This is a genomic window from Rhodobacteraceae bacterium Araon29 (assembly GCA_039640505.1).
In the GTDB taxonomy this organism is placed as follows: domain Bacteria; phylum Pseudomonadota; class Alphaproteobacteria; order Rhodobacterales; family Rhodobacteraceae; genus CABZJG01.
The window spans coordinates 2,562,950-2,587,378 of sequence record CP046865.1 but is presented as its reverse complement, the minus strand read 5'-3'; the positions used below and the strand labels follow the sequence as shown (position 1 = coordinate 2,587,378).

Sequence of the window (24,429 nt, the reverse complement as noted above, 5' to 3'; positions counted from 1 at the left end):
TTTTCTGGCATTCAGCGCTTAGATTGCGTAGTTTAGCTGCAAGATCCCGAAAACGGGACATGAGCAGGACATTGAGATGAGGCAGTTTAGGCATAGCCCATGACAGAGATGGTGTATGGTTCGGTTCCCGTGTCGCGCGGCGAGCCGGTGGTATCGAAATGGTGGCGAACGGTCGATAAATGGACCTTGTCGTCGGTATTTTTACTCTTCAGTATCGGAATATTGCTTGGCTTTGCGGCCTCGCCGCCGTTGGCTGAGAAAAATGGATTTGCTCCTTTTCACTATGTCGAACGGCAGATGATTTATGGCGCCATAGGCCTAACCGCTATGGTGATCGGCTCGATGCTTCCGATCCGGCTGATCCGCCGGCTTGGGATTTTGGGGTTTGGCGCGGCGTTTGTGGCGGTTGCGCTTTTGCCGTATTTCGGCACGGATTTTGGCAAAGGATCCGTGCGCTGGTATGCGCTTGGCTTTGCCAGCCTGCAACCGTCAGAATTTTTAAAGCCGGGGTTTATCGTTGTGAGCGCCTGGCTGATGGCAGCGTCAGAGGAAATTCATGGCCCGCCGGGGCGGCTTTGGTCTTTTTTGCTGGCGATAACTGTGGCTGTTCTTTTGATGTTGCAACCTGATTTCGGGCAGGCCTGTTTAATTCTTTTTGGTTGGGGCGTGGTCTATTTTATCGCCGGGGCTCCGATGATTTTGCTGGTGGGTATGGCGGGCTTAATGGTCGCTGCGGGTGCGGGAATTTACACGGCTTCTGAGCATTTTGCGCGAAGGATTGATGGGTTTTTATCGCCGGACTTAGATCCCAATACCCAATTGGGATATGCCACTAATGCAATCCAAGAGGGCGGATTTTTCGGGGTTGGTGTTGGCGAAGGACAGGTAAAGTGGTCGCTGCCGGATGCCCATACGGATTTCATCATTGCGGTGGCCGCCGAAGAATACGGCTTTGTCTTGGTCAGTTTGATTATCGCAATTTATGCTGGCATTGTTGTTTGCTCGCTGCTGCGTTTGATGCGTGAGCGTGACAGTTTTGTGCGGCTGGCCGGCGCTGGTCTTGTGTGCATGTTTACAGTGCAGGCGGTGATTAATATCGGGGTGGCGGTGCGGTTGCTGCCAGCCAAAGGCATGACATTGCCCTTTGTCAGCTGCGGCGGCTCGTCGTTAATAGCGGGCGGCATTGCCATGGGCATGCTCTTGGCCTTTACGCGCAGCAGACCGCAAAAAGACATCACCGATGCCTTTGTAGGGCGGCGCGGATGAGCTCGGCGCCGCTATTGGTCTTGGCAGCTGGTGGCACGGGCGGGCATATGTTTCCTGCGCAGGCGCTGGCCGAAGAAATGCTAGCGCGCGGCTGGCGGGTCAAGCTTTCAACTGATTTGCGCGGTGCGCGTTATACCGGCGGGTTTCCCGAGGCCGTTGAAATCGAAGTGAACACTTCTGCAACCTTTGCACGTGGCGGGTTGCTGGCCAAAGCGCTTGTGCCGCTGCAGATCGGCATCGGGTTCCTGTCTGCCTGGTGGAAAATGCGCCGGGACCGCCCTACTGTTGTGGTCGGCTTTGGTGGCTATCCCAGTATTCCGGCTCTGGCCGCCGCTTGGGTTTTAGAGCTGCCGCGCATGATCCATGAACAAAACGGGGTTTTGGGCCGGGTCAACCAGCTTTTTGCCAAACATGTAGACCGTATTGCCTGCGGCACATGGCCGACCAAAATGCCGGATGAGCTTAGCGGCATTCACACCGGAAATCCGGTGCGGTCGGCGGTGATGAAAAAAGCCAAATCGGGATATATTGCGCCGGGTGACTATCCTATTTCGGTTCTGGTGTTCGGCGGCAGTCAAGGTGCGCGCATCCTATCGGATGTTGTGCCCCCCGCGTTGGCTGATATGCCGCTTGAGATTACCAAACATTTGCGGGTCAGCCATCAGGCCCGTGACGAAGATTTGCCGCGGGTTCAGAAATTTTACGCTGATAACGGCATCAACGCGGATGTGGCGCCGTTTTTTGATGACCTGCCGAACCGCATGAGCGAAGCGCAACTGGTGATTAGCCGCGCAGGCGCGTCGTCTGTGGCGGATATATCCGTGATCGGCCGGCCTTCAATTCTGGTGCCGCTTGCGGCTGCAATCCGCGATGAGCAAAGTGAAAATGCCCGCGCTTTGGTCGATGCTGGCGGCGCAATTATGATCACCGAACCCGATTTTGAAGTTGATGCCTTGTGCGCACAGCTGACTGAGCTTATGCAAAGCCCCGAAACCCTGCAAACTATGGCCGTATCAGCGGCCGGGTGTGGGATTGTAGATGCGACCGAGCGGTTGAGCGATTTGGTCGCAAATCTGGCCGAACGAAAGACATAAAGATGAATGCTGCAACCAAACTTCCCACCGATGTTGGTGCCATCCATTTCGTTGGCATCGGGGGCATTGGAATGTCGGGCATTGCTGAGGTGCTGATAAATCTTGGCTATGTGGTGCAGGGCTCTGATCTTAAGGCGAGCAAAATCATAGACCGCTTAGAGCAGATGGGCGCAAAGGTGTTTATTGGCCAGCAGGCTAAAAATCTAGAAAATGCTGCGGTTGTTGTAGTGTCTTCTGCCATCAAGCCGGGCAATCCCGAATTGGACGCCGCGCGTCTGCAGGGCCTTCCGGTGGTGCGCCGGGCAGAAATGCTCGCTGAATTGATGCGGCTTAGGTCAAATGTGGCCGTCGCGGGTACCCATGGAAAAACCACCACCACGACAATGGTTTCTGCTTTGCTTGATGGGGGTGGGCTTGATCCCACGGTGATCAACGGCGGCATTATCCACGCCTATGGATCAAATGCACGGCTGGGGCAGGGCGAATGGATGGTGGTTGAAGCCGATGAAAGCGATGGCACTTTTAACCGCTTGCCGGCCACAGTGGCGGTGATCACCAATATTGATCCCGAACATATGGAGCATTGGGGCGATTTTGACAGCCTGCGGCGCGGTTTTGCCGAGTTTGTGTCTAACATCCCGTTTTACGGTCTTGCGGTCTGCTGCACGGATCATCCCGAGGTACAAAACCTTGTGGGAAAAATAACTGATCGCCGTGTGGTGACCTATGGGTTTAATGCCCAAGCCGATGTGCGCGCAGTCAATTTGACCTACCGGCAAGGATCGGCCCACTTCGATGTGGAGCTGCGCACAGAGGATCAGGTGCTAAAAGATTGCGTCCTGCCGATGCCGGGCGATCACAATGTCTCAAACGCGCTGGCAGCGGTTGCAGTGGCGCGGCATTTGGGGGTGAAGGGCGATGAAATACGCGCGGCTTTATCCGCCTTTAAAGGTGTGAACCGGCGTTTTACCAAGGTGGGCGAAGTGGGCGGCGTGACCATCATTGATGATTACGGCCATCATCCGGTGGAGATCGCCGCGGTGCTGAAAGCGGCGCGGCAGGCCTGTGAAGGTCGGGTGATTGCCGTGCATCAACCGCACCGCTATAGCCGGTTGCATGACCTTTTTGAAGACTTTAGCAGCTGTTTTCACGAAGCGGATGTGGTTGGGATTTCAGAAGTGTTTTCGGCCGGCGAAGATCCAATTGAAGGCGCGTCACGCGATGATCTGGTGGCCGGACTTATTCGGCATGGCCATCGCCATGCCTGTGCTTTGCATAAGGAAGATGATCTGGAACGCCTTGTGCGCGCGGAGGCAAAGTCGGGCGATATTGTTGTCTGTCTGGGGGCAGGCACGATCAGCGCATGGGCTAATAATCTACCGGCGCGTTTGCAGAAAAGCGCCTAGGAAAAGTTACTTGCAATTCGTTGCTTATTTGCGGCAGGTGGACACAAAAATGAGGTTTAAGCGTGCCTGATATACCGTCCCCGCGGGGAAAGCTAACCCAAGACCGGGATCTTTCAAGCCTGACCTGGCTGCGCGTCGGTGGGGTTGCTGACTATTTCTTTCAACCCGCTGATGAGGATGATCTCTGTCAGTTCATGCGCGACTTACCTTCTGATATTGCCGTTTTTCCCATGGGTGTCGGCAGCAATCTTATTGTGCGTGATGGCGGGCTTCGGGCGGTTGTGGTTCGGCTCGGGCGCGGCTTTAACCAGATAGCCATTGACGGTCGCCACGTGCGGGTCGGGGCGGCGGCACTGGACGCGCATGTGGCGCGCAAAAGCGCCGAGGCGGGACTTGACTTGACCTTTTTGCGCACCATTCCGGGCAGTATCGGCGGCGCGGTGCGGATGAACGCAGGCTGTTATGGATCCTATGTGAAAGACCATTTTATTGAGGCCAGCGTGGTGACTCGGCAAGGCGAGCGCATCACCTTGGGGGCAGATGATATGGGTTTTGCTTACCGCCAAAGCGCGTTGCCCCCGGAATGGATCATCACCGAGGCACTTTTTGAGGCAGAAACCAGCGATCCCGCAGCCCTCGCCGAGCGAATGGCCACCCAGCTTGCTAAGCGGGACGACACCCAGCCGACCAAAGAGCTCAGCGCCGGCAGCACGTTTCGCAATCCGGCAGGTTTTTCCAGCACCGGACGCGCCGACGATGTGCATGATTTAAAGGCTTGGAAGGTGATTGAGGACGCTGGACTGCGCGGCGCACGCTTGGGCGGTGCGCAAATGAGCGAGAAACATTCCAATTTTATGATCAATGCCGGCGGTGCAACGGCTGCTGACCTTGAAGGTTTGGGCGAATTAGTCCGAAAAAGGGTTTTCAAAAACAGTGGAATAGAGTTACAGTGGGAAATTATGCGGGTGGGTGAACCAGCCGTAGGCGACGTCTGATAAACAGGCGCGCAAAATTGATAAGGCCAAATTGGCCGAATTGAGGCGAAGTGGGAATGTCGAGCAGGACAAACCCCAAGGTTGTTGTTTTGATGGGCGGGCCCTCGTTTGAGCGTGAGGTATCCCTATCGTCCGGGCGTGAATGCGCGGCAGCTTTGCGGGGCGAAGGTTTTGAAGTGATTGAATTAGACGCTGGAGCAGATGTCGCCCAGCGCCTCAGCGATCTTTCCCCTGATGTTGTCTTTAACGCGTTGCACGGGCGCTGGGGCGAAGACGGCTGCGTGCAGGGGATTTTGGAATGGATGGGCCTTGCTTACACCCATTCCGGCGTGCTTGCGTCGGCTCTTGCAATGGACAAACAAAAAAGCAAATCCGCTTATCGCACGGCTGGCCTGCCGGTCGTCGACAGCATGATTGCAGCGAAATCCGATGTGATGGCCGATCATGTAATGCCCGCACCCTATGTGGTGAAACCCAACAATGAAGGCTCGTCCTGCGGGATTTATTTTGTCCATGAAGCGGCAAATGGCCCGCCGCAGCTTGGCGATGATTTGCCGCCTGACGTGATGGTCGAGCAATATGTCAAAGGGCGCGAGCTGACCACCACTGTGATGGGGGATCGGGCGCTTGGCGTAACCGAGATCATCACCAATGGCTGGTATGATTATGATGCGAAATACAGCGCTGGCGGATCGCGCCATGAAGTGCCTGCCGCGCTGCCGGACGAGATCACCGAAGCCTGTCTCGACTACGCCCTCAGGGCGCATGATGTGCTGGGCTGCCGCGGTGTGAGCCGCACCGATTTTCGCTGGGATGACAATCAGGGGCTTGATGGGCTGTTCCTGCTCGAAACCAATACCCAGCCGGGGATGACCCCAACCTCGCTCAGCCCCGAACAGGCGCAGGTGCAAGGCATCAGCTTTGGCACTTTTTGCCGCTGGATCGTGGAGGACGCCTCATGTCAGCGATGAACGAATATCGCGGTAGTGGACATGATCCTGCACCATCACGGTGGTCCTATCGGCTGCTGCGCTTGATGCTGACGCCGTTTCTGCGGCGTTTGGTCTTTTTCGGCATCCCTGCCTTTGGGCTTGCTGCCGGTATCGGGCTTTATTTTTCCGAGCAAGATAACCGTGATAAGATGCGGATGCTTTACAGCGAAGCCCGCCTTTTGATCACCCAGCACCCTGAAGTAATGGTCACTCTAATGGCGATCGAAGGGGCCAGTGATCTTGTCGATCAAGATATCCGAGAAGTGCTGCCAGTTGATTTTCCGATCAGCTATTTTGATCTTGACCTACCGCAGATGCGAGAAATCATTATTGGTCTTGATCCAGTCAAAGACGCGGTTTTGCAATTGTCTATGGGTGCGGGAATTTTGCAAATTGAGGTGACAGAGCGTGTGCCTGCGGCTATATGGCGGCATCGCGGCGGGCTTGAGCTGCTGGATGAAACCGGTGCCTATGTGCGCACTGCCTCGTCGCGTCAGGATTACAAAAACCTGCCTTTGATTGCTGGAATAGATGCGGATACGCGGGTTCAACAGGCCTTAGAGCTGATGGAGGCCGGTCAACCACTGGCCAAACGTATCCGTGGGCTGGTTTATATGGGCGCACGCCGTTGGGATGTGGTTTTGGACAACAACCAACGTCTGATGCTGCCCGAGCGGCAACCGGTTGAAACCTTAGAGCGTATTATTGCGCTTGATCAGGCTGAAAACCTTTTGTCGCGCGATCTCACTGTGGTGGATTTCCGGCTGGTAGATCGGCCGACCCTGCGGCTTGTGGACCGTGCCATGATGGATTTTCGAAATATTACCTTTTTAAAATTGGGAGACCAGTAGATGAACGGGCTCTATGAATCTCAGCGCACCATGCGGGCGATGCGCAAAGCGGCGCTGCAACGTGGGGTGATTGCGATTTTAGATGTAGGCAGTACCAAAATCGGCTGTCTTATATTACGCTTTGACGGGCTTGAGCGGGGCGAAGAAGGCGAAGGCGTGGGCGCTCTGGCTGGCCAGTCGGGATTTCGCGTGATCGGCTCTGCCACCACACGCTCGCGCGGCATCGAGTTTGGTGAGATCGTGTCCATGCCACAGGCAGAACGGGCGATCCGCACGGCCCTGCAATCGGCGCAGAAACTTGCCAATGTCCGGGTTGATCACGTCATTGCATGTTTTTCCGGTGGGGCGCCTCGGTCCTATGGGGTTACGGGTCAGGTGACGGTTGAAAACCAAATTATTTCAGAGCAGGAAATCGCCCAGGTGATGGCGGAATGTGATATTCCCGATTTTGGCGAAGGCCGTGAAGTGCTGCATGCGCAGCCGGTGAATTTTGCTCTGGATCACCGCTCTGGGCTGTCGGACCCAAGAGGTCAGATTGGTCAGGTGCTGGGCACAGATATTCACATGCTGACGGTCGAAGAAAAGGCCATTCGCGATTTGGCCTATTGCGTGAAACGCTGTGATCTTGAGCTGGCTGGTGTGGCCTCATCGGCCTATGCTGCTGGTATTTCCGCTCTGGTGGAAGACGAATTGGAACTTGGGGCGGCCTGCATTGATATTGGTGGTGGCTCTGCTGGTGTGTCGATCTTTTTGAAAAAGCACATGATCTATGCCGATACAGTTCGCCTAGGCGGCGAACATATCACCCGCGATATTTCTATGGGGCTGCAGGTACCGATGGCTGTAGCCGAGCGGATCAAAACCCGCAGCGGTGGCTTGATTGCCACCGGCATGGACGACCGTGAAATGATCGAAGCGCGCAGTGATACAGGCGATTGGGAACGCGACCGCCGGGTGGTCAGCCGCAGCGAATTGATCGGCATCATGCGGCCGCGCGTTGAGGAAATTCTTGAAGACGTGCGGGCGCGCCTGGATGTGAGCGGCTTTGATCATCTGCCCAGTCAGCAGATTGTGCTAACCGGCGGCAGCAGTCAAATACCCGGTTTGGACGTTTTGGCAAGCCGCATTTTAGGTCAACAGGTCCGGCTCGGCCGGCCGCTGCGCATTCACCGACTTCCCCAAGCTAACTCAGGGCCAAGCTGTGCCGGCTTGGTTGGGCTCAGCCTCTTTGCGGCCCATCCACAAGATGAATGGTGGGATTTCGAAATGCCAACCCAGCGATATCCGACTCGCACGCTAAAACGTGCTGTGCGTTGGTTTAAAGAAAATTGGTAGCCACAAAATGTAGCTAGAATGCAGATATGATGGATAATTGGCGGTTTTTGGCCTATATTTAGCGCCAAAAATGTGTTTTTTGCGTGACGGATCGCCTTTGTGCGGCTACTATCAATTTAATAAAATCCCAAATAAAGGCCTCAACGGCATGGGGCGAGTTACAGGCGGACAGATCTATGACATTAAACCTTTCAGTGCCCGAGCATGATGATTTAAAGCCACGCATAACCGTTTTTGGTGTGGGTGGGGCTGGCGGCAATGCCGTTGATAACATGATCCAAAAGGAATTAGACGGTGTAGACTTTGTAGTCGCAAACACCGATGCGCAAGCCTTGCAGCAGAGCCAGTCAAAGGTTCGCGTGCAGCTTGGCGCCAAAGTCACCGAAGGCCTTGGCGCCGGAGCGCGCCCAAAGGTTGGCGCCGCAGCGGCAGAAGAAAGCATCGAGCAAATCGTGGATCATCTTGCCGGATCGCATATGTGTTTTATCACCGCCGGAATGGGCGGCGGCACCGGAACCGGGGCTGCGCCAATTATTGCTCAGGCCGCGCGCGAGCTTGGTGTTTTGACCGTTGGCGTTGTCACTAAACCGTTTCAATTTGAAGGCGCCAAGCGAATGCGGCAGGCCGAAGATGGTGTCGAAGCGCTGCAAAAGATGGTTGATACACTGATCATCATTCCAAACCAGAACCTGTTCCGGCTTGCGAATGAAAAAACCACCTTTACCGATGCCTTCAGCATGGCTGATGATGTGCTGTATCAGGGCGTCAAAGGGGTCACCGATTTGATGGTTCGCCCGGGATTGATCAATCTGGACTTTGCCGATGTTCGCGCGGTGATGGATGAAATGGGCAAAGCCATGATGGGCACCGGCGAAGCCGAAGGCGAAGAGCGCGCAATCCAAGCGGCCGAAAAAGCCATTGCCAACCCATTGCTGGATGAAATCAGTCTTCGCGGTGCGCGCGGTGTGCTGATTAATATCACTGGCGGTCAGGATCTGACCCTGTTTGAGTTGGATGAAGCGGCCAATAGGGTGCGCGAAGAGGTGGATGCGGATGCCAATATTATTGTTGGCTCGACACTGGATCCCGATATGCAGGGTGTGATGCGCGTTTCGGTGGTTGCCACCGGTATTGACGTGTCTCAGTCGGAAACCGAAATGCCTTTGCCGCGGCGGCGTTTGTCCGAACCTTTAAGCCAAACCCCCGTTGAAACCATTGAAAATACCGCCCCTGAAGCGGAGCGGCCAGAGGCAGCTGTAGAGCCAGATTTGTTTCATCCGCAGCCCGAACCATCCGAGCAGCAGGATAGCAGCGATGATTGGTCATCCCAGCGTTTTGGGGCAAGCAGTGACGATGATCTGCCGCCACCAGCCTATCAAACTGCGCAAGAGCAACAGAGCTTGGATGAGGCCGCTCGCCGAAACGATCCAGTGAGCGAAGAGACACCTGCAACACCCTCACAAGAGGCTTTGGCGCGGCTGCGCAGCGCAGTGCAACACACGCCTTCTTCTCAAGCCTCTCAGCCAATCGAAGAAGAGCCCGCGGAATCCGAGCGGCCAAGGTTTGGTATTGGTTCCCTGATCAACCGCATGTCCGGAGCAGAAACAAACCGCGATACAGCTTCCACACGCCGACAGCCGCAAGTGCAAAGCGATAAAGCCCAAGAGGCAAGCGATCCACAAGGTGATCCTTCGTCCCCGGATCAAGATCGAATTGAAGTGCCGGCGTTTTTACGCCGTCAGGCCAATTGATCTCTGTTTGACGCGCTATTTTGATCCAAGATTCGAAATCTCCTGTGCAGTGCTGCCAAAGTTGGCAGTGTCTCGGCGGGTTTTCGCCTTCTGGGGTGGCGGATGTTTCAAAGCGTTACAAAGTTTGAGTTGAGATTTAGTCGGGAAAACCTTACTAACGTGTCAGTTGATCACCCGATCAACATAGACAAAACCTGTTGGGGCAGCTTTGCAAACTACACTATCACAACCGCATATCTTTGACGGAATTGGTTTGCATTCGGGCAAACCTGCCCAGTTGCGGATTTGCCCTGCACCGGAAAACCATGGAATTTGGTTTATTCGCACCGATATGCAGATTGGCGATAATGCAATTCCGGCGCGGTGGGACAGGGTCGAGCAATCCTCTTTGTGCACCAAGCTGACCAATGAGGCCGGAATTTCCGTATCCACAGTGGAACACGTGCTGGCCGCGCTCTCTGGCTGCGGCGTACACAATGCCCGGATTGAAATCAACGGCCCAGAAGTTCCGATTTTGGACGGCAGTGCGATCCCATTTGTGCTGAGCATTTTAGAGCAGGGGCTTGAGTATTTTGACACTCCTCTGACGGCGCTTCGTGTGCTGCGGGAGGTTAAGTTCGGAACAGATCAGGGCTGGGCCAAATTGGTTCCTTCGGATGTTCCGATGATGAGTTTTCATATCAATTTTGATGCTGCGGCAATCGGTATTCAGGATAAAACACTGAATATGTCGAACGGATCTTTCGTGCGCGAGTTATGTAACAGCCGCACGTTCTGCCGCAACAGTGATGTTGACGCTATGCGCGCCAACGGTTTGGCGCTTGGCGGTTCGCTGGAAAACGCGGTGGTGGTCGATGGCTCCGATGTTTTAACGCCGGGCGGTTTGCGCCATTCTGATGAAGCCGTGCGCCACAAGATGCTTGATGCTCTGGGCGATCTGACTTTGGCGGGCGCACCGATCTTGGGGCATTACATCGGACATCGGGCAGGGCATGCCATCACCAATGGCTTGCTGCATAAACTGTTCACCTCTCCTGGCGCGGTTGAATTGGTGGTGTGCGATGATAATCTGGCTGAAATACTTCCAGGCGTTGGCGCCACATTAGAAGAATGCGTGAAGGTGGCGTGATTATCTAGGCCTCTTGCGGATCAGGCATTTTGCCGGCAAAATTTCTGTGCTACATGGGATCATCGATCGCGCAATTCGAGAGTTTAAATCAAACGCAAAGGGAAATGGGCATGTCTTTCGGCAATCTTCGTGGTGTTCGGATTTTGGCAATGGTCTGTTTGCTGACCATGACGGCGTGCAGCGACTCGAGTACTTTCAATCTGAGTTCAGATGTAGAAGACCTAACCGCAGAACAGATTTTCCAAAAAGGCGAATATGAGTTAAGCCGAAAAAGGTATAAGGAGGGATCAGTATTCTTTTCTGAAATAGAACGGCTGTATCCCTATTCTGAATGGGCCAAGCGGGCGTTGATCATGCAGGCCTATGCCCTGCATCTTGAACCTGTTTATGAAGAAAGCCGCGCCGCTGCGCAGCGTTTTATTGATTTTTACCCTGCGGATAAGGATGCCGCCTATGCGGCGTATTTGCTGGCCTTGACATATTATGACCAGATTGCGGATGTCGGCCGCGACCAAGGCGCAACCATTGCGGCGCTGCAAGCTCTACGAGTGGTATTCGAGCAATATCCCAATAGCGATTATGCCGAACCTGCAAAGTTAAAATTTGATCTTGCGTTTGATCAATTGGCGGCCAAAGAAATGGAAATTGGGCGCTATTATCTCAAATCCAAAAATTATGCTGCGGCAATTAATCGCTTTCGCACTGTAGTTGAGAAATTCCAAACCACAGCACATACCGCTGAGGCGCTTCATCGTCTGGTCGAAGGCTATCTATCGCTGGGACTTGCCCAAGAGGCTCAAACTGCCGCCGCAATTTTGGGGCATAATTACCCTGACAGCAGCTGGTACAAAGACAGCTATGCTTTGCTAGGCAACGCGGGGCTATCACCCGGCGCTTCCGGTTCGGGTTGGTTGAGCCAAGTTTACCGTCAAGTGCTTAAGGGACAATGGCTGTGAGATCTTCACCAGTAGTACTTAAAAAGGTCGAAACGGAAAGATGCTCAAGGGTTTAACGATCCGCGATATGTTGATCATTGATCATCTCGAGCTTCAGTTTGAAGCCGGTTTGAATGTTTTGACCGGTGAGACCGGCGCGGGTAAATCCATTTTACTTGATTGTCTGGGATTTGTGCTTGGCTGGCGCGGGCGCGCAGAACTGGTGCGCAAGGGTGCAGATCAGGGCGAGGTGGTTGCCTGGTTTGATCTGTCCAAAGATCATCCGGCGCGCCTTATTCTAGACGAAGCCGGGTTGCCGGTGTCGGACGAGTTGATCCTACGCCGGGTTAACAGCAATGAGGGCCGCAAAACCGCATGGGTCAATGACCGCCGCGTGTCCGGCGAGGTATTGCGGTCGCTTTCGCAGCATTTGGTTGAATTGCATGGTCAGCATGATGATCGCGGTCTTTTGGATGCCAAAGGTCATCGGCCTTTACTGGATGCCTTTGGCGCATACAGCCTGCAATTGGACCAAACTGCTAAAGCTTGGGCGAGCCTAAGCGCAGTGCAAAAATTGGTCGCAAAAACTGAGGCAGAGCTTGACGCCTTGCAGGCGGAAGAGGACTTTTTGCGCCATGCGGTGGCCGAGCTTTCGGCGCTTGATCCGCGCCCGGGTGAAGAGGCTGAACTGGATGCAAGGCGCAGAATGATGCAATCGTCGGCGCGTATTCGCGAAGATGTGGCAAAAGCCCAAACGGCACTGGCACGTGAGGGGGCAGAAGGCTTGGTAGGTGACGCATCCCGCTGGCTTGACGGAGCGCTGGAAACGGCTGGGCCGCATTTGCAGGCTCCGATTGCGGCCCTTGAACGGGTAATGGTCGAATTGCAGGACGCTCAAAACGGGATCGAAGCGTGCTTGCAGGCCTTGGATTTCAATCCCGAAGAACTTGAGATCACCGAAGAGCGATTGTTTGCCATGCGTGGACTGGCGCGCAAACATCAAGTGCCGATTGAGGAACTGGGCGCGTTTTGCACCACGCTCAGCGCCCGGTTGGCGGCATTGGACAACAGCAGCCAAACCCTTGATCAACTGCGTGCGGATTTGGCTGCAGCCCAAAGCGGATATCAAACAGCCAGCACAGAGTTGAGCCAAGTACGGCAGATTGCGGCCAACAAACTTGATGCGGCGATGGCCGCCGAATTGCCACCCCTAAAGTTAGAGCGTGCTCTGTTTGAAACACAAGTAAGCCCCGGCCCCGAGGGACCCGCAGGGGCCGATCAGGTTGCGTTCTGTGTGGCAACAAATCCTGGCGCGCCGTCTGGCCCGCTGGCCAAGATTGCATCGGGCGGTGAGCTAAGCCGTTTTATGCTAGCGCTGAAAATGTGTCTTAGCGATGACCGCTCTCAGGCCACCATGATGTTTGACGAAATTGACCGTGGGGTTGGCGGAGCGACCGCTGATGCCGTGGGGCGTCGGCTTTCCCGTCTGGCGGCTGAGGGGCAGATATTGGTTGTGACCCATTCGCCGCAGGTGGCCGCCTGCGGTCAAGCACATTTTCAGGTTATCAAAGAACAAGCCGCAGATCAAACCCGCTCTGTGGTGCGCGCGCTTGACACAGATGAGCGGGTCGATGAAATCGCCCGGATGATTTCCGGCACTCAGGTCACCGCAGAGGCGAAGGCGGCGGCAAAAGCTTTGTTAAAAGGGCCATAAAATGAGCTAAGCATGCCGCATGGAGAGGTGCCTCCGGCGGGAGTATTTTAGCAAAGAAAAAACACGCCTAGTTCTGCTGCACAAGTTTGCCGGGATTGAGAATGTTTTGTGGATCAAGCTGGCGTTTGAGATCGCCCATCAGGCCCCAGGCAGGGCCATGTTCCTGATCCATAAACTTAAGCTTTCCCATGCCCACGCCATGCTCGCCCGTGGCGGTGCCGCCAAGGTGCAAGGCCCTGTCCACCATACGATCAGACAGGCGCAGAGCGGCGCTGTGCTCGGCTGCATTGTCTGGATCAATCAGCAGGATCGCGTGAAAATTACCATCCCCCACATGGCCTAAAATCGGGCCTGTGATTGGGCTAGCCGCAATATCGGCGCGGGTCTCTTCGACCGCTTCGGCCAGTTGAGAGATAGGCACGCAGATGTCGGTCACGATGGCGCGCGCGCCGGGGCGGGAGGCCAAAATGGCATAATAGGCATTGTGGCGCAGGGTCCACAGCGCAGTGCGCTCTTCGGTCTGTGAAGACCATTGAAAGGCTTCGCCGCCCACGGCTGAGCAAATCTCGCCAAAACTATGTGCGTGCTCGGCGACGCTTTGCTCAGAGCCGTGCAATTCGAACAAAAGATGCGGTTTTTCTGCCATCTCAGCGCTGGCATAAAGATTAAACGCCGCTGCAGTGGCGGCATCAACAAATTCAAGCCGTGCCATCGGTAGGCTCAGCTGGATCGTATCCACCACAGCGCGCACGGCTTGGTCCATTCGTTCAAAAGCGACGATGCCGGCGCTGATGGCTTCGGGCCGGGGGTGCAGCCGCAAGCCAATTTCTGTGATCAGCCCCAAGGTGCCCTCGGAGCCAACAAAAAGGGCGGTTAAATCATAACCGGCGGCTGTTTTACGAGCGCGGGTTCCGGTTCTAATCACCCGGCCATCCGCAAGCACCACCTGAAGGCCAATGACATTGTCGCGCATAGTGCCATACCGCAGGGTGGTTGTTCCACTGGCCCGTGTCGCCGCCATCCCGCCGATTGAGGCATTGGCGCCAGGATCTACCGAGAAAAATAGCCCGCTATGGCGCAGCTCAAGGTCCAGCGCTTCGCGCGTCAGGCCGGGTTGAACCAAGGCGTCCATGTCATCGGGGTTGATTTGCAAAACTTGGCTCATGCGAGAAAAATCAACCGTTACACCGCCGCGCGGCGCTGATGTATGCCCCTCAAGCGATGTGCCGGTGCCCCATCCGATCACTGGGCAATCATGCTTTGCACAAATACGCATCACTTGTTGAACCTCTTCGGTGCTTTCAACATAGGCAACTGCATCTGGCGGCATGGGGGGGAAATGGCTTTCCGAGCGGCCATGAAGATCGCGGTCTGGCGCAGAACGACTAAGCCGCTTTTGCAGCAATTGCTCAAGGGCATTGAGGGCAGCGGCGTTTGTCATCGCGGGTTCCTAAGTGGCTTTTGCCCAAAGGTAACCCCGAATTAAGCCAATAAAAAGACCCGAAAGCCTATCTAACATGCGCCAAAGGCTGGAGTGAGACGTTATGACCAAAAAGCACGAACACTAACTTCTGCCGCAGAGACGCTCTTATTTGAGCTACTTGCATTGATTTAATTGGTTCGCAGGCACCGCGCTACGGGCTACAAAGAATAACGCAGTGCCCGATCAACCGACGGTCACATCATCGTTTGTAAAAAAGGCAAGATGCCCAGCTATGGCGGCGGCTGCCGGATTTGGGGTTTCATAGCTCCAACTGGCATTTTCCAACGTGGTGTTTTTGGTCACGATTGAAAAATAGCTGGCTTTGCCTTTTATTTTGCATTGGCTGGACCGAGCGCTGCGGTCTAAAAACACCATTGCCACATCATTTCGGGGAAAATAAATCACCGAATCACGGCCGTTTTCAACCAATTCTAGCGCTGCATTGCTTTCGCCAATAATCGCGCCGCCGGCGCGCACTGTCCAGGTTCCCCCGGCTTTTGATATTCGTACGGGTGAGGTCATAAAGCCCCTTTTCAAGCAGCAAATTTCTGCAAACTGTGTAAAAAATTATCTTAAACTGGCCGTGTGGCCTGTTCCAACCATAACCTAGAATTGTCGCTAAGGCGATGACCGATTTTTTCACGGCAGCTTTGATGATATGAATTAAGCCACATTTTTTCTGGCTCAGTCAGCAATTCACCTAAAACCATGCGCAAATCGATTGGCACAAAAGTCAGTGTTTCAAACTCGTATAGGGTCTTGATGTTGCCCTCTTCTGGGATCTCTGCACGCTGCACCACCAATAGGTTTTCAGTGCGAATGCCAAACTTGCCTTCTTGGTAAAACCCTGGCTCATTGGAGAGGATCATCCCCTCGTCAAAGGCAATTGTGGATTGACGTGAAAGCCGCTGTGGGCCTTCGTGCACACTTAGAAACTGGCCGACGCCGTGGCCGGTTCCGTGGTTAAAGTCCTGACCGGCCGCCCAAAGCGCAGCGCGGGCAAAGGCATCAAGATCGCGTCCGGCGATACCGGCGGGAAACCGCAGCCTCGAAATGGCGATCATACCCTGCAAAACCCGGGTGAATGCGCGTTTGACCGCATCCGGCTGCACTCCGACGGCAATGGTGCGGGTGATATCTGTGGTGCCGTCCAAATACTGACCGCCGCTGTCGATCAGCATCACTTCGCCCTCTTTGAGTTGGCGGTTGCTGTCCTGTGTCACGCTGTAATGTGGCAATGCTGCATTGGGGCCACTGGCGGAAATGGTATCAAAGCTAATGTCAGTCAGTGCTGGATCTGCACGGCGAAAACCTTCCAGCGCTACGGCGACATCTATTTCGCTTAATGTTCCGATCGCTTGGGCATCCAGCCAGCACAAGAATTCGCACATGGCAGCGGCATCGCGCAAATGCGCGCCGCGCGCCTGCGTCAGCTCGACAGAGTTTTTGCAGGCTTTTGGCAGGATGGCCGGGTCTTGCGCCCGCTGGGTTGCAATGCCTGCGGTGGTCAAAATACTGGCCACAGCCATGGGCACATTATCGGGGTCGATGCCCACGGTACCTGTCAGATTGGCAAGATATTTGTCAAAGCTATCCGGTGCGTGTACGCGGATATCAGGCCCAAGATGTTCGCCAATTTGCGAGAGCTTATCTGCGGCCATAAATAAATCTGCACTGGCATTACTGTGCAAAACAACAAAGCCATGAGCGATTGGCACATGGCTTACATCCCCGCCGCGAATATTTAGCAGCCATGCCAGACTGTCGGGCAGGGTGATCACCACCGCGTCTTGGCCTGCGTCCTTAAGTACGTCCGCAAGCTCTTTGCGTTTTTGGGAATGGCTTTTGCCGGCGTATTTTTCGTCATAGGCAAAAGCCTTTGCCATGGGCGCGTGTGGTTGATCCGTCCAGATAAGGTCGATTAAATTTTCGCAGGGGCTGAGCGTAATATCGCTGCCATCCAAGGCTTTGGCATAGCTTTCAATTTCGCTCAGTGTATGCAGCCAAGGGTCAAAGCCAATGGTGCCCTTGGTCAAGTTGCTGCGAAGCCAGTCGGGCACTTTAACCTCGGGCCAGTTAACCGGTGTAAAAACATCCCGAATTTGGTTTTTAACCTGTACCCGGTAGCGCCCATCGACAAAAACCCCTGCACAATTTGGCAGAACCGCGCAGAAACCAGCTGAGCCAGTGAACCCAGTGAGCCATGCAAGCCGTTCATCGCGCGCCGCAACATATTCGCCCTGATGGACATCGGCGCGCGGCACTAGGTAGCCCGAAAGACCGCGCGCGGCCATCTCGTTACGTAATTTGTTCAGGCGCTCTGGCCCTTGATCGGGGTCGGATTGATTATCAAAACTCTGATACAGCGCTTCTGTCATATTCTATCCGGTCTTGCGCAAACCCATCGCGCGGGCGCGGGCGCGTGGATCAGTGTCGAACAGCGCGGCAAGCTGTTCGGTCATTGCGCCGGCCAGTTGTTCCACATCGGTGATGGTGACCGCTCGCTCATAATAGCGCGTCACATCATGGCCGATACCAATGGCCAGCAATTCCACGGCTTTGCGTCGTTCCACCATCGCGATAACATCTCGCAGGTGCTTTTCAAGATAATTCGCAGCATTGACCGACAAAGTACTATCGTCCACTGGCGCGCCATCCGAAATGACCATCAGGATTTTGCGCGCTTCGGGGCGATTGGCCATGCGGCGGTGAGCCCATTCCAGTGCCTCGCCGTCGATATTTTCCTTTAGCAGGCCCTCTTTCATCATAAGCCCGAGGTTTGAGCGCACGCGCCGCCACGGCGCATCGGCGCCTTTATAGATAATATGGCGCAGATCATTCAAACGACCGGGTTGCTGCGGCCGGCCCTCATTGAGCCATTGCTCGCGGCTTTGCCCGCCTTTCCACGCACGGGTGGTAAAGCCCAAAATCTCGACCTTGACGTTGCAGCGTTCCAGTGTGCGCGCCAGAACATCGGCGCAGATGGCCGCAATGGAAATCGGACGCCCGCGCATCGAGCCAGAGTTATCCAGCAAAAGTGTCACTACAGTATCGCGAAACTCTGTGTCCTTTTCCATCTTAAAGCTGAGCGGTGTGGTCGGTGTGCTGACCACGCGGGCCAAACGCCCCGCATCTAGAATACCCTCTTCAAGATCAAACAGCCAACTGCGGTTTTGCTGCGCTTGAAGCCGGCGCTGCAGTTTGTTGGCCAGACGCGCCACCGCGCCTTTGAGCGGCTCAAGCTGTTGGTCCAAGTAGGCGCGCAGCCGTTCAAGCTCGACCGGTTCGGCCAAATCCTCGGCTTTGATTTCTTCATCAAAGTTCTGTGCGTAAACCTTATAATCCGGATCGGCTTCGGACACCGGCAGCGGCGCAGGTGGTTCTTGCGGGGCATCGCCTTCGGGCATATCCGCATCATCGTCTATTTCGTCATCCGCGCTGTCATCTAGGCTAATTTGCGCAGCTGTAGGGTCCTGTTGTTCATCCTGACTTTGCTCTGGGTTGGCATCGGCCTCATCTTCTGAGCTTTCGTCTTGCCCGGTGCTGTCGGGGTCTTGATCATCTTCTTCGGTTTGGTCGGCGTCGTCCTGCGCTTCATCGTCCAGCTCATCGGGATCATCGCCCAGTTGATCGCCATATCCAAGATCCGAAATAATCTGCCGCGCAAAACGGGCAAAATCGGCCTGATCGGACAGAATATCGTTTAGATTGTTCAACTGTTCGCTGGCCTGGCCTTCGATAAAATCGCGCCATAGCTCCATCACGTTTTGCGCCCCGGCAGGCAGATCACGGCCGGTTGCCAGATGGCGGATCAAATATCCGGTGGCGGTCGCAAGCGGGGCATCCGCGCGATCAGTGATTTGTGCAAAGCCTTTCTGCATGGCTTCCGCGCCAATTTTTGCGTCTATATTGCCGGCTGTTCCCGGCATATCGCGGGCGCCCATGGCTTCGCAGCGGGCAACCTCCATTGCTTCATAAAGCTCTTGGGCAATATTTCCTTGTGGGCAGTATTTACTGTGTGTCGCATCATTGTGGTATTTTCGGTGCAGCGCCAGCGCATCGGCGGTTCCGCGCGCCACGAGAACCTCATCACGGCTCATCCGGCGGCTGACCTGCGGCAACCGCATGGTATCGCCCGACAAACCCGAAGGATCGACCGAATAGGTGACCGACAGCTCGGGATCATTGGCCATCACTTTGGTGGCCTCGGCAAGGGCCTTTTTAAAGGGATCGGCTGGGTTGTCTGAGTGCTGTGCCATTGGCCAAGTCTCGCTCACTCGAAAAAAATTACAAGCCCAAAGCGCAGTTTATTTAAAAGCCTTGTGCCATGCGCCCGCGCCCGAAGGCGCGGATCACCAATGCTTAGCCCAGACTGACGCTGGCTGCGCTTTCCGGCAGCTCTTCGTCAAAACAGCGCTGATAAAATTCTGCCACGGTCTGGCGTTCCAATTCGTCGCATTTGTTGAGAAACGAAAGCCGAAAGGCATAGCCAAGGCTGTTGCGGAAAATTTCGGCGTTTTGAGCCCAGTTGATCACGGTGCGCGGGCTCATCACTGTGGACAGATCACCGTTCATAAACGCGGTACGGGTTAGATCGGCAACGGTGACCATCTGCTTGACCGTTTTACGTCCGGCTTCGGTGTTGTAATGCGGCGCTTTGGCCAGAACAATCGCGGTTTCCGCCTCAATGGAAAGATAGTTCAATGTGGCCACCAAAGACCAGCGGTCCATTTGGGCTTGGTTAATCTGCTGGGTGCCGTGATAAAGCCCAGTGGTATCGCCCAGGCCAACGGTGTTGGCTGTGGCAAACAAACGAAACTGCGGATGCGGCGTGATAATTTCGTTCTGATCCATCAAGGTCAGCTTGCCATCATGTTCAAGCACCCGCTGGATCACAAACATCACGTCGGCGCGGCCGGCGTCATATTCATCAAACACAATGGCCACCGGATTGCGCAGCGCCCAAGGCAGGATGCCTTCGTGAAACTCGGTCACCTGCAGGCCGTCTTTAAGCTTGATCGCATCCTTACCGATCAAATCGATACGGCTGATGTGGCTGTCAAGGTTTACCCGCACCGCAGGCCAGTTTAGCCGCGCTGCAACTTGTTCAATATGGGTTGATTTTCCAGTGCCGTGATAGCCTTGGATCATCACGCGGCGATTGTGTGAAAACCCTGCCAAAATTGCCAGCGTGGTATCTGGATCAAATTTATAGGTGGGATCAACTTCGGGAACCCGCTCGCCTTTTGAGGCAAACCCCTTAACCACCATATCGCTATCAATTCCAAAGACTTCGCGGACCGAAACATCTTCGGTTGGCTTTGCAGTCATATCGCTCATGCCATCTGCCATGCCCAAACTTCCTTCTGGGAAAAATAATCAGTGATGTGGTGCAACATAACGCGGATAAGGGCAAGGGGAAGGGCAAATAATTCTTTTAAAAAATGCAACAATGCCGTTGGGTTTTTTAGCTCACGCAATTGTGGCCCGATGTGACTTGAGAAATGAACGTAAAAACCCACATCATAGGCTAGGAGGTATTCCAATGACTCGACGTGATTTTTTAGCTACAACCGCCATGGCCGGGCTTATGGGCCGCGCCGCTTGGGCAAATGAAGAGGAAACATTCGAGGTGATGCGTAGCGACGACGAATGGAAAGCGATGCTGAGCCCGCTTGAATATAAAGTCATGCGCAAAGAGGGCACCGAGCGGGCGTTCACCTCACCACTGGATAAAAACTATGCCGCTGGAATGTATCATTGCCGCGGCTGCGATCTGGGGCTTTATAGCTCTGAGCATAAATTTGACAGCGGCACTGGCTGGCCGAGTTTCTGGCAGGCACAAGCGAACGCGGTTGAAACCCGCATTGACCGCAAGTTTTTCATGACCCGCACCGAATGCCATTGCCGGCGCTGCGGCAGCCATCTAGGGCATGTTTTTGATGACGGACCTGCGCCCACCGGAATGCGGCACTGTATCAACGGGGTGTCGCTGGTGTTCAAAGCGGCCTAAGGCCAAGATTTTATTTCTTTGCCGGCTTGGCATCAGTGGCCAGCCGGTAGGGTTCTTCGATTGGTAGCAACTCAGCCGTGGCAATCGCCTGATCCACCCATGCGCTGACCGCAGGGTGGTCGCAAACAGCGCTCATATAGCTTTGGGTGGTTTCAAGCAAAGTCGGCAAGGCAAAATACTTTAGCCGCATCACAACCGGCGCAAAATAGGCGTCTACTGCGCTAAACCCGCCACATAAAAACGGACCGCCTGATAGATCCATGCAATCCGCCCAAGCCGCTTCGATCCGCGCCACATCGGCGCGCACGTGCGGCTGATCGCGCCAGATAATCGCCCCTGCATGGCTAAGATCAGCGCCGATGTTCATACCGCAGTGATTACGCAATGCATTGAAACCACTATGCATTTCGGCGCACAGGTTGCGTGCCTGTGTGCGCAGGGCAAGATCGCTTGGCCATAGCGAAAGAGCGGGGTATTTTTCTGCGATATATTCAAAAATCGACAGGGTATCATTGATCACCAGCGGTTCGCCGCGCCTGTTTTGCACATCGCTGTCTATTAAGATTGGCACATTTCCAGTTGGCGATAGGGCAAGGGCAGTTTGTTTGAATTGGCTGTCCGGCGCAAAGCTGTCAAACCGGATCAGCTTTTCCTCAAACGGGATATCATAAGCGCGCAGCAGCACACCCGCGCGCATTGACCAGCTGGAATAATTCCGATTTCCCACATAAAGACATAAACCCATAGCGCCGCTCCTATTAACCACCAATAAACAGGTTAGGAGCGAAAGCGAGGTGTGTAAAGCGCTACTTAAAGTTGCGGCTGTCTTTGATTTGATCCCAGGCCCAGACCACTTCTTGCAGCTGCTCTTCTTGGCTGCGGTCGCCGCCGTTCATATCTGGGTGCAGCACTTTGATCAGCGCTTTATATGCTTTGCGCACATCGGCTTTGGACCAGTTGTCCTGCGCTTCTAGAATTTCCACTGCGCGGCGCTCGGTGGGCGGCAGGCGGCGGCTGCCGGTGGTGGCTTTGCCGGGGTTCTTGGTGGCGTTTTCACCCAAAACCTGATGCGGGTCTTCAATGCCCAGCCGGGCCCATGCGCGCGCTTCGGGGTCGCGAAAGTCGCGGGTTTCACGCTCCCATACTTTGTCCTTGGACATTTGGGCGTTCAACTCGGCTTCTGTGGTGCCGTTGAAAAAGTTCCATTTTAGATTGTACTCGCGCACATGGTCTTTGCAGAACCAGTAAAAGTCGTCCAAAACATCGGGCGCTTTGGGTGCGCGAAACTTGCCAGCTTCGGCGCATCCTTCGTGTGCACAGGGCCGCACCGATGTATCCGAGGCACCGGACATGCTGCGCCGGCTGCGCGGATTTTTCTTCTTCGCAGAAGAAACCGACATGTCAAAACCAAAAGGATCGGATTTTGTCATTTTCACACCTTTTCGACTCAAGGAGAACATCATAGAGTTTCTGTGGATAATTTGAAGGGGGTGGCGAAAAAAAATGTCGAGAGCTGAGGAAATAAAAAATAGGCTTAAGGCGAGCTTTGCGCCGCAGTTCCTAGAGGTCATCGACGAAAGCGAACAGCACCGTGGCCATGCAGGGTTTCAAGAGGGCGGCGAAAGCCATTTTCGGGTACGTTTGCGCGCTGCCAGTTTTGCTGGACAAAGCCGGATTGCCCGCCACCGCGCGGTGCATGCGGCGCTTGGCCGTGACCTGATGACAGCTATTCACGCCTTGGCGCTTGAGCTGGATTTGCCCGAAAACACGTAAATTCCGTACAGCTTTATTGCGTCGGTATCGCGTCTGTATTGCAGAGGTCCGTTTTGGGGCCGCCAAAACACTACAAATGCTCCTAAATCAATCCGTCATGTTCGGATGAAAGACGCGCTTAAAGCCCCAATTTGGCGCTGACCAGCTCGTTTACCGCCTTTGGATTGGCCTTACCGCCCGTGGCTTTCATCACCTGACCGACGAACCATCCGGCCAGTTTCGGATTGGCCTTGGCTTTTTCCACCTGTGCGGGATTGTCGGCGATGACCTGATCCACTGCGGCTTCGATCGCGCCGGTATCGGTGACCTGTTTCATGCCGCGCGCTTCGACGATCTCGGCCGGATCGCCGCCGTCGCTATAGACGATCTCAAACAGGTCTTTGGCGATTTTACCGCTGATATCGCCTTTGGCTATCAGATCAATGATACCGCCCAATTGATCGGGGCTGACCGGGCTATCGGTAATTTCACGGTCATCTTTTTTCAGACGGCCGAACAATTCATTAATCACCCAGTTTGCCGCCATTTTGCCATCGCGCCCTGCGGCCACGGCTTCAAAATACCCTGCGGCATCCAATTCCGCCGTTAGCACGTTGGCATCATATTCCGACAGGCTAAAATCGCCCATGAACCGCGCCTTTTTCTGATCGGGAAGCTCGGGAAGATTGGCTGCAATTTCATCAACCCAAGCCTGTTCAATTTCCAAAGGCAATAAATCAGGGTCGGGGAAATAGCGGTAATCATGCGCTTCTTCTTTTGAGCGCATCGAACGGGTTTCACCCTTGTCTGGATCATAAAGCCGGGTTTCCTGATCCACTGAGCCGCCGGCTTCTACAATTTTAATTTGGCGGCGGGCTTCGACCTCGATCGCGGCTTGTATAAAGCGCATCGAGTTCATATTTTTAATTTCGCAGCGGGTGCCGAGATGGGAAAAATCGCCGCTTTCCATATATTTTTCGTATTGCCCGGGCCGGCAGATCGACACGTTTACATCAGCGCGCAGATTGCCGTTTTGCATATTGCCATCACAAGTGCCCAGATAGCGCAGAATCTGGCGTAGTTTAACAACATAGGCTGCAGCCTCTTCGGGGCCGCGAATATCCGGTCGGCTAACAATTTCCATCAGCGCCACGCCGGTGCGGTTTAGGTCGACAAACGACATATTAGGGTCCATGTCATGCACGGATTTGCCTGCATCCTGCTCCATATGAATACGCTCGATGCGCACCCGACGGGCAACGCCGGGGGACATATCAACGATCACCTCGCCTTCGCCCACGATGGGGTGGTAGAGCTGGGATATCTGATAGCCCTGCGGCAGGTCGGGATAAAAATAGTTTTTCCGGTCAAAGGCCGAATGCAGGTTTATCTCGGCCTTTAGCCCAAGACCTGTGCGCACGGCTTGCTCAATGCAATACTCATTGATAACCGGCAACATGCCGGGCATTGCGGCATCCACGAAAGCCACGTTGGAATTGGGCTCATTGCCAAATTCGGTCGAGGCGCCGGAAAACAGTTTGGCGTTTGAGGCGATCTGGGCGTGAACCTCCATGCCGATGACCAATTCCCAGTCGTGCTGCGCACCGGCGATGGTTTTTGGTTTTGGGGCCTCAGAGGTCAGATCGAGCATTTTGGTCACCTGATGTTTACTGTTATGGGTGGTTTAGCCAAACCAGCGCTGGGTTTCAATCA

Annotated in this window: 22 protein-coding genes; 13 read left to right on the top strand and 9 right to left on the bottom strand. The window is 54.6% G+C overall.

The features are described 5' to 3' along the window. The first annotated feature begins 99 nt into the window (after nucleotides 1-99). The 11 genes from GN278_12415 (at nucleotide 100) to recN (ending at nucleotide 13,468) form a co-directional block, all read left to right on the top strand. A complete protein-coding gene (locus GN278_12415; protein XAT61484.1) occupies nucleotides 100-1,266 on the top strand; it encodes a cell division protein FtsW in 1,167 nt (388 codons plus the stop codon). Beyond that, the gene (locus GN278_12410; protein XAT61483.1) at nucleotides 1,263-2,360 is read left to right on the top strand and encodes a UDP-N-acetylglucosamine--N-acetylmuramyl-(pentapeptide) pyrophosphoryl-undecaprenol N-acetylglucosamine transferase; all 1,098 of its coding nucleotides are present in this window, start codon (nucleotides 1,263-1,265) and stop codon (nucleotides 2,358-2,360) included. Before GN278_12415 ends, GN278_12410 begins: the two co-directional genes overlap by 4 nt. Before the next feature lie 2 nt (nucleotides 2,361-2,362). Further along, the gene (locus GN278_12405; protein ID XAT61482.1) at nucleotides 2,363-3,766 is read left to right on the top strand and encodes a UDP-N-acetylmuramate--L-alanine ligase; all 1,404 of its coding nucleotides are present in this window, start codon (nucleotides 2,363-2,365) and stop codon (nucleotides 3,764-3,766) included. Between the two features lie 62 nt (nucleotides 3,767-3,828). Then, complete coding sequence (gene murB, locus GN278_12400; GenBank protein ID XAT61481.1) at nucleotides 3,829-4,761, top strand: UDP-N-acetylmuramate dehydrogenase; 933 nt, start codon at nucleotides 3,829-3,831, stop codon at nucleotides 4,759-4,761. 56 nt (nucleotides 4,762-4,817) lie between these two features. Continuing rightward, nucleotides 4,818-5,732: a D-alanine--D-alanine ligase gene (locus tag GN278_12395; GenBank protein XAT61480.1), complete on the top strand. Its 915-nt coding sequence runs from the start codon at nucleotides 4,818-4,820 to the stop codon at nucleotides 5,730-5,732. Then, nucleotides 5,720-6,604: a cell division protein FtsQ gene (locus GN278_12390; protein ID XAT61479.1), complete on the top strand. Its 885-nt coding sequence runs from the start codon at nucleotides 5,720-5,722 to the stop codon at nucleotides 6,602-6,604. The genes GN278_12395 and GN278_12390 overlap by 13 nt, the downstream gene beginning before the upstream one ends. Further along, on the top strand, nucleotides 6,605-7,939 hold the full coding sequence (gene ftsA / locus GN278_12385) for a cell division protein FtsA (protein XAT61478.1): 1,335 nt from the start codon (nucleotides 6,605-6,607) through the stop codon (nucleotides 7,937-7,939). A gap of 176 nt (nucleotides 7,940-8,115) precedes the next feature. Next, nucleotides 8,116-9,690 carry a cell division protein FtsZ gene (gene ftsZ / locus GN278_12380; GenBank protein XAT61477.1) on the top strand — a complete coding sequence of 525 codons (1,575 nt, stop codon included), beginning with the start codon at nucleotides 8,116-8,118 and terminating at the stop codon, nucleotides 9,688-9,690. 208 nt (nucleotides 9,691-9,898) lie between these two features. Then, the gene (locus GN278_12375; protein ID XAT61476.1) at nucleotides 9,899-10,819 is read left to right on the top strand and encodes a UDP-3-O-acyl-N-acetylglucosamine deacetylase; all 921 of its coding nucleotides are present in this window, start codon (nucleotides 9,899-9,901) and stop codon (nucleotides 10,817-10,819) included. A gap of 110 nt (nucleotides 10,820-10,929) precedes the next feature. Next, nucleotides 10,930-11,775 (top strand): outer membrane protein assembly factor BamD, encoded by an 846-nt coding sequence (gene bamD, locus GN278_12370; protein ID XAT61475.1) that lies wholly within the window; start codon nucleotides 10,930-10,932, stop codon nucleotides 11,773-11,775. 40 nt (nucleotides 11,776-11,815) lie between these two features. Then, nucleotides 11,816-13,468: a DNA repair protein RecN gene (gene recN / locus GN278_12365; GenBank protein XAT61474.1), complete on the top strand. Its 1,653-nt coding sequence runs from the start codon at nucleotides 11,816-11,818 to the stop codon at nucleotides 13,466-13,468. Between the two features lie 67 nt (nucleotides 13,469-13,535). Here the strand turns inward: recN and GN278_12360 are convergent, their stop codons facing one another. The 6 genes from GN278_12360 to GN278_12335 all read right to left on the bottom strand — a co-directional run bounded on the left by GN278_12360 (nucleotide 13,536) and on the right by GN278_12335 (nucleotide 20,431). Continuing rightward, a complete protein-coding gene (locus GN278_12360) occupies nucleotides 13,536-14,909 on the bottom strand; it encodes an FAD-binding protein (GenBank protein XAT61473.1) in 1,374 nt (457 codons plus the stop codon). Nucleotides 14,910-15,134: 225 nt separating this feature from the next. Then, complete coding sequence (locus GN278_12355; GenBank protein XAT61472.1) at nucleotides 15,135-15,473, bottom strand: DUF427 domain-containing protein; 339 nt, start codon at nucleotides 15,471-15,473, stop codon at nucleotides 15,135-15,137. 50 nt (nucleotides 15,474-15,523) lie between these two features. Then, nucleotides 15,524-17,317: a M24 family metallopeptidase gene (locus tag GN278_12350; GenBank protein ID XAT62654.1), complete on the bottom strand. Its 1,794-nt coding sequence runs from the start codon at nucleotides 17,315-17,317 to the stop codon at nucleotides 15,524-15,526. Nucleotides 17,318-17,332: 15 nt separating this feature from the next. After that, nucleotides 17,333-19,210, bottom strand: coding sequence for a cobaltochelatase subunit CobT (gene cobT, locus GN278_12345; GenBank protein ID XAT61471.1), 1,878 nt, complete (start codon nucleotides 19,208-19,210; stop codon nucleotides 17,333-17,335). 103 nt (nucleotides 19,211-19,313) lie between these two features. Next, nucleotides 19,314-20,303, bottom strand: a complete 990-nt coding sequence (gene cobS / locus GN278_12340; protein XAT61470.1) for a cobaltochelatase subunit CobS — start codon at nucleotides 20,301-20,303, stop codon at nucleotides 19,314-19,316. After that, entirely contained in the window at nucleotides 20,288-20,431 is a 144-nt protein-coding gene (locus GN278_12335) for a hypothetical protein (GenBank protein XAT61469.1), read from the bottom strand. The genes cobS and GN278_12335 overlap by 16 nt, the downstream gene beginning before the upstream one ends. A 65-nt stretch (nucleotides 20,432-20,496) precedes the next feature. On the opposite strand from GN278_12335, the gene msrB reads away from it, so the two are divergent. After that, complete coding sequence (msrB, locus tag GN278_12330) at nucleotides 20,497-20,964, top strand: peptide-methionine (R)-S-oxide reductase MsrB (GenBank protein XAT61468.1); 468 nt, start codon at nucleotides 20,497-20,499, stop codon at nucleotides 20,962-20,964. 10 nt (nucleotides 20,965-20,974) lie between these two features. Here msrB and GN278_12325 read toward each other — a convergent pair whose 3' ends face one another. Continuing rightward, complete coding sequence (locus GN278_12325) at nucleotides 20,975-21,709, bottom strand: glutathione S-transferase (GenBank protein ID XAT61467.1); 735 nt, start codon at nucleotides 21,707-21,709, stop codon at nucleotides 20,975-20,977. 61 nt (nucleotides 21,710-21,770) lie between these two features. Further along, nucleotides 21,771-22,394: a DnaJ domain-containing protein gene (locus GN278_12320; GenBank protein ID XAT61466.1), complete on the bottom strand. Its 624-nt coding sequence runs from the start codon at nucleotides 22,392-22,394 to the stop codon at nucleotides 21,771-21,773. 73 nt (nucleotides 22,395-22,467) lie between these two features. Between GN278_12320 and GN278_12315 the strand changes: the two genes are divergently transcribed. Next, on the top strand, nucleotides 22,468-22,737 hold the full coding sequence (locus GN278_12315) for a BolA/IbaG family iron-sulfur metabolism protein (protein ID XAT61465.1): 270 nt from the start codon (nucleotides 22,468-22,470) through the stop codon (nucleotides 22,735-22,737). A gap of 118 nt (nucleotides 22,738-22,855) precedes the next feature. Here GN278_12315 and gatB read toward each other — a convergent pair whose 3' ends face one another. Next, nucleotides 22,856-24,367: an Asp-tRNA(Asn)/Glu-tRNA(Gln) amidotransferase subunit GatB gene (gene gatB, locus GN278_12310; GenBank protein ID XAT61464.1), complete on the bottom strand. Its 1,512-nt coding sequence runs from the start codon at nucleotides 24,365-24,367 to the stop codon at nucleotides 22,856-22,858. Nucleotides 24,368-24,429: the final 62 nt, after the last annotated feature.